The following is a 13331-nucleotide window of genomic DNA, read 5'->3' as shown; positions in this document are numbered from 1 at the left end:
GTAATTATAAATATATCATTTTATTGTATAATTATGCAAGGACCATTTATTAGAAAGTTTTCATAAAACGACATATTTCGCGATGTTCTAGATATCTCATACTCTCACAAAAAAATAGTAGTAAAAGATTACAAATTTATATACGCAAACAGGAGAAAATCGTATATAGTAGAAGAAAATACATAAGAGAAAAAGGAGATCACGGAATGTTAGGAAAATTATCTATTAAAACAATTGTGGCAATCGGTATTGGGGCTGCTGTGTATGTCATTCTCGGACGGTTCGTTACAATTCCAACAGGGATACCTAATACAAATATAGAAACAGCTATTGCCTTTCTTGCATTTATGAGTGTGCTATTTGGCCCTATTGCTGGTGGACTAATCGGTTTAATTGGCCATGCATTGAAAGATGTACTAATGTGGGGTTCTATATGGTGGAGCTGGGTGCTTGTATCCTTATTTGTTGGTTTCTTTATTGGTTTACTTGTCAAACGAATTCGTATGGAAGACGGGGAATTCGGTGTTAAACAGATTGTGACATTTAATGTCGTACAGGTATGTGTGCAGATTGTTGGTTGGTTTATTCTAGCGCCATTATTAGATATTATCATATATGCTGAACCAGCGAATAAAGTCTTCACACAAGGAGCCGTTGCAGGGATATCAAACATCATCTCTGTTGGTGTGATTGGTACATTATTATTAATTGCATATGCAAAAACACGTAGCAAAGGAAATAGTCTTTCAAAAGAAGTGTAATCGTTACTAGTAGAAGGAGAATGACATGAAACAACCTGTGATACAATTTGAACAATTTACATTTAAATACCATAGTCAAACAGAACCTTCTCTAATAGATATGGATTTAACGATATATGAAGGCGAGAAAGTCCTCATTGTAGGACCTTCTGGCTCTGGAAAAAGCACACTGGCTCATTGTCTCAATGGGCTAGTTCCTTTTTCATATAAAGGTAACATGACAGGTAATCTACTCATAAAAGGCACCCCAACTGCTTCATTAGATATTTTTACATTATCTAAAAGGGTTGGAACTGTGCTTCAAGATACAGATGGACAATTTATCGGATTGTCTGTTGGAGAGGATATCGCCTTTACTTTAGAAAATGAGTTAGTACCACAAAAAAAGATGCATGATATTGTTGAAAAGACCGCAAAATTAGTTGATATTCATCACCAAATGAATTATTCCATACATGAATTGTCAGGGGGACAAAAACAACGGGTATCCTTAGCAGGTGTAATGGTAGATGAAGAAATAGACATCTTATTATTTGATGAACCATTAGCGAATCTTGACCCAGCTACAGGAAAATATGCAATGGAACTCATTGAACGGGTTCACACAGATACAAATAAGACCATTATCATGATTGAACATAGAATAGAGGATGCACTACACATCCCTTTTGATAGAATTATTGTCGTAAATGAAGGATGTATTGTTGCAGACATGACACCAGATGCCTTACTTGCTAGCGATATATTGTCTGATGTACACATTAGAGAACCATTATATACGAAAGCACTTAAATATCATCAATGTCTGGTAACAGAGGAAATGCAACCAGCCCATATCGACACATTACACATTTCTAACCAAACAAAGCTAGCATTACAACAAAAGATGGACGAGGACTTTTCTACATCGACGCAACCTAGAGCCAACCACACTGTACTTGATGTAAAAGATGTTACCTTTTCTTATGACAAGAAAAAAATTATTGACTCCATCTCTTTTCAAATAAAGGCAGGTGAAATGGTGGCAATTATCGGAAAGAATGGTGCTGGTAAGTCGACATTATCCAAAGTCATCTGTGGATTTGAAAAGTATTCAGATGGAACGATTATGTTTCATGATCAAGATATACGTGATAAAACGATTTTTGAGCGGGCGAAGCATGTTGGATATGTGCTACAAAACCCAAATCATATGATTTCCAAACATATGATTTATGACGAAGTAGCATTAGGGTTAGTACAACGCGGACTTACTGAAGAAGAGATAAAAGAACGAGTATATGAAACATTACGCATCTGTGGATTATATCCTTATCGAAATTGGCCGATTTCTGCATTAAGCTTCGGTCAAAAGAAACGGGTGACGATTGCTTCTATTCTTGTATTGAATCCTTCCATTCTTATTTTAGATGAACCGACAGCAGGACAAGATTTGCGTCATTATACAGAAATGATGGAATTTCTTCTTACATTGAACCGACAAGGGATTACCATTATTTTCATTACACATGATATGCATCTCATGCTAGAATACACCAATCGTGCACTTGTATTAGCTGATGGCAAATTGATTGCAGATAAAGCACCTGTTGATATCTTAACAGATGACCAGATTATTGCTAAAGCAAATCTTAAACGAACTTCTTTATTTGATTTAGCAATAAAGTCTGGAATGACGCATCCAAAGGCATTTATCGAACAATTTATTTCGCATGATAGAAAGGTTAGAAAAACATGGCAGTAACAAATATGCTTGGCTATATAGACAAACAATCACCTGTGCACAAATTATCAGGTGTTTCCAAACTAATTATTTTCTTGCTTTGGTCTACGATTGCAATGTTGACATATGATACTAGAGTCTTACTGATTCTGTTCGTGCTCAGTTTAGTTGTTTTTAAGCTTTCTAAAATTAAATGGCAAGAAATATCATTTGTCGTGTGGTTTATCCTATTTTTCCTCGCATTAAATAATGTGGCGATTTATTTATTTTCACCTGAAGAAGGTGTCTCCATTTACAATAGTTCTCATGTCCTTTTTGAAATGACAAATAGATATACTGTGACATTGGAGCAACTTTTTTACCAATTTAATATTACTTTAAAGTATTTTGTTGTGATTCCAGCAGCATTATTATTTATTGTGACAACACATCCAAGTGAGTTCGCTGCATCCTTAAATAAGATTGGAGTCCATTACAAAATCGGTATGGCAATTTCGCTTGCATTGCGATATATCCCAGACATCCAACGTGACTTTAGAACAATTGCGCAAGTACAACAAGCACGTGGGATTGATTTGTCGAATAAAGAGAAACTCACCAAACGATTAAAAAATGTTGTAGCGATTATTATGCCATTAATTTTTTCGAGTCTAGATCGTATCGAAACAATTAGTAACGCAATGGAATTACGAAGTTTTGGTAAACATAACAAACGCACATGGTATAGTGAACGACCTTTAACAAAATTAGATTACCTTACATTACTGATTAGCAGCCTACTATTTATCTTGTTTATGATTATCACATTCCATGATGGAACAAGATTTTATAATCCTTTTTAAAAAGCGTGGAAAGTAAAGTCCGCGCTATTTTTCTTTTTTAAGAAAGATTACACATACAGTAAAATGGGTATAACGTTACAAAGGCACCTACCAAGATAGCGGTGTGTCGTTTTTAGATAAGGAAGTGTGTCGTATGTATACAATTTATAAATCAAATGAAACTGGTGTGCTAGAAGAAATCCAACAAATCGAAAAGAATTGCTGGATTCAATGTATTGCACCAACAAAAAAAGAAATCAATGAATTACTAGAATCATGTCAAATTCCTGATTATTTCATTGAAGATGCACTAGATTTAGAAGAATCAGCAAGGGTCGAACATGACGCAGACTCCAATGCAACATTAGTTATTCAAGACTTACCTGTAACTGTCCCTACAGAATCGGATATGTTCGCATTTAAAACCATTCCGATTGGGATTATTCTAACAAATGATGTGATATTAACAGTATGTCATCAAGCAGTCCCTTCTCTAAACAATTTAGAAAAAGGGATTCACACATCCATGAAGAGTCGCTTTGCATTACAGTTATTGCTAATGATTGCTAGCATGTATGTCGATCATTTGAAATCATTAAATAAGCAACGTATTCGTATCGAGAAAAATTTAAAAGATGCTTTGACGAACAAAGAACTGTTTAAATTAATGGAAATAGAAAAAAGTCTGATTTATTTCCTTACATCACTAAAAGCAAACGATGTAGTATTAAAGAGATTATTGCGTACACAATCAATTAAGATGTATGAGGAAGATAAGGAACTGTTAGAAGATGTGCTAATTGAATCACAACAAGCAATTGAAACAACAGAATTGTATACGAACATTGTCGAATCAATGTCCTCTACCTATTCCTCTTTGATTTCAAATGAAATGAATAGTGTAATGAAAACTTTGACGTTATTTACCATATTCCTCACATTACCAACACTTGTTTTCAGCTTTTTCGGGATGAATGTGATTCTACCTATTTCTGATAGAAGTCCGATTGGTTGGATCATTACATTAGGCATCTCTCTTTTATTATGCATTGTTGTCGCAGTCTTCTTATGGAGAAAAAGAATTTTCAAATAAAAAGTGATATAGCTATTAAGATTGCGGATTGATTTGTTAATATAGTTAAATCTAACAAAAGAAAAAAATGAGCGGAACATGACACAATTGTTTGTCTGTCCCGCTCCTTATTTATGCTGCCACTTGGCTTTGTCTACTCACGTATACTTTGTTCACAACAAGTGCACCGATCAATTGAATCATTGTTTTTGCAATGACTTGACCAAGAATAGCAAAAGGAATAGCTTCCCAAGGCAGTATTCCTGCACCTATTGGACTTAAACCAATAATGACAAATACAACAGAATCGAGCAAACCACCAGCTAATCCGCTATAAAACACTCTCCATGCAAGTGGTAACTTTAATCTTGTATAGATTTCCGTATCTGCTGTCTCCGAAATGGCGAAGGACAATGCAGATGCCATCACAATCATCAAACTATCTCCTAACATAAATGAAACAAGTGCAGACAATACCAACGCAATAAAGATAAAGCCATATGTTTTCGGACGACCATACTTATTCTGTACTAAATCACGAAAAATAAATGTTCCTCCAATAAATAATGTACCTGCTGGAATAATGAACATCCCAACTTGTAATGGCATAAGTGCCGCCGTAACTACATTTGCAGTCACGATTGACACAAGATAAAGTAAAACTCTAATCAATGTAATTTCCTCCTTCAAATCAAAAACCCTCTCATCTGCCGAATATAACGGTATCTAAGAGGGTTCATAGCACAACATATGTAGAAACAAAAAAAAGCCACATCCAATATGGACATGACTTTCATTGTATCCATAGTTTTTTATAGAGGGTTAAAAAGCTATGAACCTCTCCCGAGCGGGTATTTTATTATTCATTTATAGTAAATGCTTTTTTTCTTTTTGTCAATCTCTCCATTATTTTAAACCTAGTTGAGTTGACGTCATGTTGTTTACATTCGTCAATAATTCTGGATTGTGTTGAAGAGATTCGCCATAGGATGGTACCATCTCTTTAATTTTCGGCTCCCATTCTTTTATATGCTCTGTGAAACAACGTTCTAACACTTCAAGCATGACTGTAACTGCTGTCGAGGCACCAGGAGATGCGCCTAATAGTGCTGCAATCGAACCGTCTTGTGCTGTGACCACTTCTGTACCAAATTGCAATGTTCCCTTGCCTTTTTCAGTATCTTTGATCACTTGTACACGTTGACCTGCAACTAACAAATCCCAATCTTCACTCTTTGCATTTGGGATAAAATCACGTAATTCTTCCATCCGCTTCTCTTTAGATAATAACACTTGTTCAATTAAATACTTCGTTAATGCAAAGTTCTTCACACCTGCTGCTAACATTGTAAATAAATTATGTGGCTTCACTGATGTAAGTAAATCAAACATTGAACCTGTTTTTAAAAATTTAGGTGAAAATCCAGCAAATGGACCAAATAATAATGACTGCTCCCCATCAATATATCGTGTATCTAAGTGCGGAACAGACATTGGTGGTGCACCAACCTTTGCTTTCCCATAAACTTTCGCATGATGTTGAGCGACAATTTCTTTGTTCTTACATACCATAAATAAGCCGCTAATTGGAAATCCTCCAATATGCTTGCTTTCTGGTATACCTGACTTCTGGAGCAAATGCAAACTTCCGCCACCTGCACCAATAAAGACAAATTTCGCTTGATGCTGTTGCGTTGTTCCAGTCTTCAAGTCACGAACACGCAGCTCCCAAGCCCCATCTGTTGTTCGTTTCAATGTATCTACACTATGATTATAAGAAATTTCTACACCGTTATCGCCTAGTTGTTGTAGTAATTTCCTTGTTAATGCACCAAAATTTACATCTGTACCTGAATCGATTTTTGTTGCCGCGATGGGTTCCTTGCTTGTACGATGTTGCATCATTAATGGAATCCACTCACTTAATTGTTCTGGTTGATCTGAAAATTCCATTCCATGAAAGAGCGGGTTTGTAGAGAGCGCTTCAAAACGCTTTTTGAGAAAGTTGACATTGTCGTTTCCTTCGACAAAACTCATATGTGGTAATGGCATAATAAATTCACTTGGGCGCTCTATTAATCCTTTGTTCACTAAAAAAGCCCAAAATTGCTTGGATACTTGAAAATCTTCATTGATTTTAAGTGCTTTTGTAATGTCAATGGAACCATCTGCTTTTTCCACTGTATAATTTAGTTCACATAAAGCGGAGTGTCCTGTTCCAGCATTATTCCATTCATTCGAACTTTCTTCTCCAGCTTTGTCTAATTTCTCAAAAACTTTGATATTCCAATCTGGAGCTAATTCCTTTAATAGCGATCCAAGTGTCGCGCTCATAATTCCTGCACCAATTAAGATTACGTCTGTTTTCGTAGTATTGCTGCTCATTTTTAGACCTTCCTTATTCCATTAGATTTTAACGAACCTATATAAAGTTGTATCATCCTCTAATCGCTTACATACTATTAGTTTATCATTATTAGAGTTGGAAGAAAATATCTATCTATGATTATATAATAAGTTATTGTTTGTTGCCTTACTTCTCTTAAAAAAGTTGATTATCGAATCATTATTCACATTCATGATATAATCGGTACGGACTTGGAGGTATATATGATGACATTTTTTAAAAAAATCCATCCTTTCTATTTCATTATGGCTATCTTATTTCTGCTATCCCTTCTATTTGTTACGAACAATGAGGCGTTTTATTCTGACACCATTGTTGATGTTACAGAAGTGAAAGAAATTGCCAAGGAAGAACTAGTTGATGGAAATGGTAATAAAGATAGGCTATACACACTAGAAATTACCGGAGAAATACAAAATGGAGAAAGTAAAGGTACATCAATCACAATAGAACATCAATATAGTCAGTCACAAGCGATCTCTTATCCATTAGCAAAAGGAGATACGTTTTTTTTGGGAGACGATGGTGACTCTGTAGGCAATCTTAAACGAGATGTCTATATTGTATTAATCGGTTGGCTATTCATTCTTGTCTTACTATTTGTCGGCCGAAAACAAGGTGCGTTATCTGTACTTAGTTTAGCAGTAAATGCCATCATCTTATTTGTTGCTTTGGATATCTATGCACAACATCCAAATATAAACTTATTAGTGATTTGTGGAATCAGTATTGTATTATTCACTATTTTGTCATTATTTATGGCTAGTGGCAATAGTGCAAAAACATATACTGCTATTCTTGCGACATTTATTTGTACATCTATGTCTTTACTCATTACATTTGTCGCCTTTTATCTTACAGGGGAACAAGGATTACGGTACGAAGAAATGGCATTTGTGAGTAGACATCCACAACTCATTTTCCTTGCTGGTTTGTTAATTGGTTCGTTAGGTGCGGTGATGGATGTAGCAATCACAATGGCTTCTTCCATGTTTGAATTATATGAAAAAAATCAGGCAATCAAAGTGTCTGTATTGAAAAAAGCTGGAAAAGAAATTGGACGAGACATTATGGGAACAATGACGAATATCCTTTTTTTCGCATATGTTAGTGGTTCGATTCCGATGTTGCTATTGTATTTCAAGAATGGTTCTCCGTTAGACTTTACCATTACGGTGAACCTATCAATGGAAATAGCCCGTGCATTAGCTGGTGGAATTGGGATAGTGTTAACGATTCCTATTACGATTTACTTATCGATATTTTTCATTAAAAGAAAGCAGGCGATAAAATGAATGTCCTTCTGTTACTATCCATCATTTTATTTATTTTAATGGCAAGTATTGGAGGTAAAAAAGGTGTGCGTTCATTTATTGCTTTATTCCTCAATTTTGTTATTGTCATTAGTACAGTACTTGTGATGAATGATCCTGATGCAAATCCGATTATCTTAACACTCGTAGCATGTAGTTTAATTAGTGCAATTAGTTTATTTTACATTAACAAAGTAAACAGTAAGACAGTGCTTGCCTTTCTCGCTACTATTGTGACGACACTCTTGTTGTTGTCCTTTATCTTTCTATTAACGAATCAAGCGATGATTCACGGATTTGGTGAAGAAGAATCTGATTCTTTAACGATTTATTCTGTCTATATTGGTCTAGATTTCTTAAAAATCGCGATATCTGTCATCATTATGAGTACAATTGGTGCCATTGTTGATGCAGCTATTTCTATTACCTCACCAATGCGAGAAATATTTGATCAACATCCTAAGATTTCAAGACAAGAATTATTTCGCTCCGGAATGACCATTGGCAGAGATATATTAAATACAAGTAGCAACACGCTATTCTTTGCCTTTTTTGGTGGATATATCGGTCTTTTGATTTGGTTTAAAGATTTAGATTATAGCTTTGGTGAAGTACTCAACGCAAAAGTTTTCGCAAATGAGCTCATTACTATTTTTATTGCAGGAATGGGTGTAATCATTGTCATACCTATTGCCGCATGGATGACAGCAAACTATTTAGTAAAAAAATAACAAGCAGGGATTCTCTCCCCTGCTTTTTTGTTCATTAAGAATAAACCTATTCTCCTATTTATCTATAGTATTTAAAGTTTTACACCACATTTCTAAAAAGAGGTTTAATTTTTATAGTTTTTCCTTTAGTTTTCGTATTTCCTTACGGTAGCAATGTCGTTAAAATTACAAATTGTAAGCGTTTTAATTATTATAGTATTGAATGGAGGAAAGAAAAGAATGAGGAAAAACTTCAAGAAATTCTTTGCATTATTACTTATTTTCACACTAGCTTTTCCTACAACATGGTTAAACCCTACTGTACATGCAGAAGAAAGCGACGAAGCAATACCTGTGTTGTTATACCATCGCATTGTAGACAATCCTACAAACGAATGGACAGACACCAGTGTCGAGGAATTGGAACAAACTCTAGAACATTTACAAGAAAATGGGTTTACTAGTTTAACTGCTGAAGAATATGTAAAAATAAAAGACGGGGATTTGGAAGCGCCTGATCGCCCTATTTTACTTACATTTGATGACGCAACTCCAGACTTCATTACACACGCACTTCCAATATTAGAAAAATATAATATGCATGCAGTACTTTTTGTTGTATCCGATTGGATTGATGGAGATTATAGCATGACTAGTGAACAACTAACATCATTGGTGAACAACTCCTTAGTAAGTCTTCAAAATCATACGAAAACACATACACAAGATACAATCTGGACACCTAACATTACAGCTGAGCAAGCGAATGAAGAGATTGCTGCAGCTAACGAATACTTAAAAACACTTACAGGAACTGATCCAATTCTAATGGCATATCCATATGGTGCCTATAATGAACATGCTATAAAAGCAAATGCGGATAATGGCATTCGATATGCTTTCAAAGCATGGTCAGGTGATGAGGGTCCATTCGAAATGGGAAGATATTATATCAAAATGGAAACAACCGTAGCCGACATCGCTAACTGGTTAGGTGTTCCTTTAGAAGAAGACCCCACTGATCCTAACACCGATGGCAAAGTTATTTTGCATCACAATTTTGAAGATGGACAAACAAATGGTTGGTCTCATATTTCATGGGAAGGAACTGCAGTAACAGAGGTTACTTCAGAGCAAGCATATGAAGGAGCACATGCACTTCATTTCCATAGTCGAGAAAAACGTGCAACGAGTCCATCACTTGATTTAACTAACGTATTAGAAGAAGGGAAAGAATACAACATTTCCTTTAAAGCAAAAATTAGTGAAGGAGCAGATGATTTTCACCTTGCAAGTAAAGTAGAATCTCCTGAATTAGATAATAAGAATCCATGGCTTATAGGTAACAAAAATGTGACAGCAGACGAATGGGTTGCATTTGAAACAACCTATACTGTTCCTAAAGATACAACTGAATTCCGTATTTGGTTTGAAGCAAATGATGCACAGAATCAAGATTTAGCAAAAGCAGATATTTTTATCGATGATTTCATAATTAAAGATCTGACAGAAGAATCAGTAGAAGAACCTACTCGTCCGCCTGCAGAGGAATTCACACCAATTACATTTGAAGATGGGACTACAAGTGGATTTGAAGGTCGTAGTGGCACAGAAACATTAACAGTAACAGATGAAGCAAATCGTACAGAAAATGGTACTTCTTCTTTAAAAGTAGAGAACCGGACAGAAACTTGGCATGGTCCTTCATTAAACGTAGCTAAATATATCGATAAAGGTGAAGAGTACCGCATTACCGCTTGGGTTAAATTGATTTCTCCTGAATCTTCACAATTACAACTGTCCACACAAGTAGGAACAGGTGATAGTGCAAGTTATAACAGTATTCAAAGCAAAACCATTACAACTGCTGATGGTTGGGTTCAATTAGAGGGAACATATAGATATAACAGTATTGCAAATGAAGCATTAACCATTTATGTAGAAAGTACTAATAATGCTTCTGCTTCCTTCTATATTGATGATATTACATTTGAACCAACAGGATCAGGTACTGTCGATATCGAAAGAGACTTACAACCATTAAAGGATGTATATAAAGAACATTTCCTGATCGGGAATGCCGTATCCATGACAGAATTTGAAGGTACTCGACTAGAATTATTAAAGATGCACCATAATTTAATTTCTGCAGAAAATGCAATGAAACCAGGATACGCTTACAATGGAGATGGTGAATTTGATTTCACAGCAGAGAATGAACTAGTTCAAAGAGCATTGGATGAAGGGTTAAAGATTCACGGACATGTGCTTGTATGGCATCAACAATCAGAAGAGTCGTTACATACGGATGCTTCTGGTAATCCATTACCACGTGAAGTAGCACTTGAGAACCTTCGTACACATGTGAAAACAGCTGTGGAGAACTTTGGTCCTAACGTCATTTCATGGGATGTAGTTAATGAGGCAATGAATGATAACCCTCCTAATCCGTCTGATTGGAAAGGGGCACTGCGCCAATCTGGTTGGTTAAAAGCTATCGGAACAGATTATATTGAAGAAGCATTCAAAGCAGCAAAAGAAGTCATTGATGAAAATGGCTGGGATATAAACCTTTATTACAATGATTACAATGATGATAATCAAAATAAAGCAGAAGCCATTTATCAAATGGTTAAAGAAATAAATGAAAATTATGCGAGTGAGCATAATGGCGAGAAATTAATTGATGGCATTGGTATGCAAGCACACTATAATTTGGCCACAAAAATCGAGAATGTGAGAAGTTCTTTAGAGAAATTCATTTCATTAGGTGTCGAAGTTGGTGTAACAGAACTTGATATCGCAGCAGGAACGAACAGTGTATTAACAGCAGAAGAGGAAAATGAACAAGCATATCTTTATGCACAATTATTCTCATTATACAAAGAACATAGCGAGCATATCTCTCGTGTAACTTTGTGGGGATTAAATGATGCTTCAAGCTGGCGTAGTGAGCAATCACCACTCCTATTTGATAAAGATTTAAAAGCAAAAGCTGCTTACTATGCGATAATCGATCCAGAGAAATTTCTTGAAGATTATGAACCACCTAAACTTCCTGATGCAAAAGAAGGCACAGCAGCTTATGGTACACCAACAATTGATGGAGATGTGGATTCCATATGGGAAGATGCGATGACATTACCAGTTTCTCAATATCAAACAGCATGGCAAGGTGCAAATGGTACAGCAAAAGCATTGTGGGATGAGGAGAATTTATATGTACTTGTAAAAGTAAGTGATTCTTCTTTAGACAAGTCGAGTGAAAATCCGTGGGAACAAGATTCCGTAGAAGTTTTCGTTGATGAGAATAATGGTAAGACTACTTTCTATGAAGAAGATGATGGACAATATCGCGTGAACTATAGTAATGAAGCATCCTTTAATCCTGCTGGTATAGAAGAAGGATTTGAATCAGCAACTGTCACAGCAGACAACGGGTATACAGTAGAATTTAAGATACCATTACGCACAATAGAGCCAAGCGACCAACATAAAATTGGTTTTGATGTGCAGATTAATGATGGAAAAGACGGTGCACGTCAAAGTGCCGCAACATGGAATGATTTAACAGGTGTAGGTTATCAAGATACTTCTGTTTATGGTGTATTGACATTGGAACAAGCGACATCAACACCAGATCCGGATCCAGACCCGACACCGAATCCAGATCCTGAGCCGAATCCAGATCCAGAACCAACACCAGATCCTGAGGAGCCGAACAAGCCAGGTGAACCAAATGACACACCGAAAAAAGATCTAGTTATCGTTAACCCAACTGTAGAAGATGGCAAAGTAACGATAACGAATGAAGACATCGAGCTATTAAACGAAAATGGTGTACTACACATAGACTTGAGCAATCACAACTCTACAGTAGAGATTACGTTAACAAGTGAACAAGTCAAACATTTAAAAGCACAACAAGCAACGGTCATCATTCAAAAGCAAGATGTTCAATTACACATACCTGCTTCTAACTTTACAAATGGCGATGAAGCAGTAACGATTGCGTTAACAAAAATGAAAGACATCGAACAAGCGATTAGTGCCGTATATGATTTTAGTATCCAACAAGGAGAAATCGAAGTCACTCAGTTCGATACACCAATTTTATTAGGATTTACTATCGACACAGAACAAACGAAAGATACTACTAAAGCTAAAATTTACTATTGGAAGGAAACAGATGAGAAATGGGAAGAAATCGGTGGCGAACTAGATAATAATCGTATCGTAGCAGAAACATCTCATTTTAGTACATTTACTGTGTTCGAAAAAACAACAGAAGGCGAAGAAAATATAGATCCAAAACCAGAAGAAAACAACGGAACAAACGAGCTACCTAATACAGCAACAGATATGGGTAACTATTTGATAATTGGAATTGTACTCCTAATAATCGGAGCAATAGCAATCCTCATCATTAGAAGGAGAGATTCAAAAGCGTAAGCGTCCGGTTAGAAACGTAGTGACTGGAACTAAGCAACTGAGATAAAGGAATCACGATGAGCTTGCGAATCG

At 35.8% G+C, this 13331-nt stretch carries 9 protein-coding genes and 1 riboswitch; of the genes, 7 read left to right on the top strand and 2 right to left on the bottom strand.

The genetic code is table 11. The annotated features are described in order from the left end of the window. Nucleotides 1-206: 206 nt before the first annotated feature. From ACFOZ1_RS09570 to ACFOZ1_RS09555, 4 genes are all read left to right on the top strand, one after another. Nucleotides 207-761, top strand: coding sequence for an ECF-type riboflavin transporter substrate-binding protein (locus ACFOZ1_RS09570; RefSeq protein ID WP_390198791.1), 555 nt, complete (start codon nt 207-209; stop codon nt 759-761). A gap of 25 nt (nt 762-786) precedes the next feature. Further along, a complete protein-coding gene (locus ACFOZ1_RS09565; RefSeq protein ID WP_390198789.1) occupies nt 787-2505 on the top strand; it encodes an ABC transporter ATP-binding protein in 1719 nt (572 codons plus the stop codon). Beyond that, nucleotides 2496-3326, top strand: a complete 831-nt coding sequence (locus ACFOZ1_RS09560) for an energy-coupling factor transporter transmembrane component T family protein (RefSeq protein ID WP_390198787.1) — start codon at nt 2496-2498, stop codon at nt 3324-3326. Before ACFOZ1_RS09565 ends, ACFOZ1_RS09560 begins: the two co-directional genes overlap by 10 nt. Nucleotides 3327-3459: 133 nt before the next feature. Further along, entirely contained in the window at nt 3460-4398 is a 939-nt protein-coding gene (locus ACFOZ1_RS09555; protein ID WP_390198785.1) for a magnesium transporter CorA family protein, read from the top strand. Between the two features lie 111 nt (nt 4399-4509). Here the strand turns inward: ACFOZ1_RS09555 and ACFOZ1_RS09550 are convergent, their stop codons facing one another. Beyond that, complete coding sequence (locus ACFOZ1_RS09550; protein WP_390199011.1) at nt 4510-5046, bottom strand: VUT family protein; 537 nt, start codon at nt 5044-5046, stop codon at nt 4510-4512. A 129-nt stretch (nt 5047-5175) separates the two neighbouring features. Continuing rightward, nucleotides 5176-5224, bottom strand: a riboswitch (PreQ1 riboswitch). A gap of 59 nt (nt 5225-5283) precedes the next feature. Next, on the bottom strand, nt 5284-6762 hold the full coding sequence (locus ACFOZ1_RS09545) for a malate:quinone oxidoreductase (protein WP_390198783.1): 1479 nt from the start codon (nt 6760-6762) through the stop codon (nt 5284-5286). Between the two features lie 228 nt (nt 6763-6990). On the opposite strand from ACFOZ1_RS09545, the gene ACFOZ1_RS09540 reads away from it, so the two are divergent. The 3 genes from ACFOZ1_RS09540 (at nt 6991) to ACFOZ1_RS09530 (ending at nt 13259) form a co-directional block, all read left to right on the top strand. Further along, complete coding sequence (locus tag ACFOZ1_RS09540) at nt 6991-8079, top strand: YibE/F family protein (protein ID WP_390198781.1); 1089 nt, start codon at nt 6991-6993, stop codon at nt 8077-8079. Continuing rightward, nucleotides 8076-8828 (top strand): YibE/F family protein, encoded by a 753-nt coding sequence (locus tag ACFOZ1_RS09535; protein ID WP_390198780.1) that lies wholly within the window; start codon nt 8076-8078, stop codon nt 8826-8828. Before ACFOZ1_RS09540 ends, ACFOZ1_RS09535 begins: the two co-directional genes overlap by 4 nt. A gap of 219 nt (nt 8829-9047) precedes the next feature. Then, nucleotides 9048-13259: an endo-1,4-beta-xylanase gene (locus ACFOZ1_RS09530; protein WP_390198778.1), complete on the top strand. Its 4212-nt coding sequence runs from the start codon at nt 9048-9050 to the stop codon at nt 13257-13259. Nucleotides 13260-13331: the final 72 nt, after the last annotated feature.

The sequence above is a fragment of the Gracilibacillus marinus genome (assembly GCF_042651725.1).
Classification (GTDB): domain Bacteria; phylum Bacillota; class Bacilli; order Bacillales; family Amphibacillaceae; genus Gracilibacillus; species Gracilibacillus marinus.
This window is presented reverse-complemented; position numbering and strand designations above follow the sequence as displayed.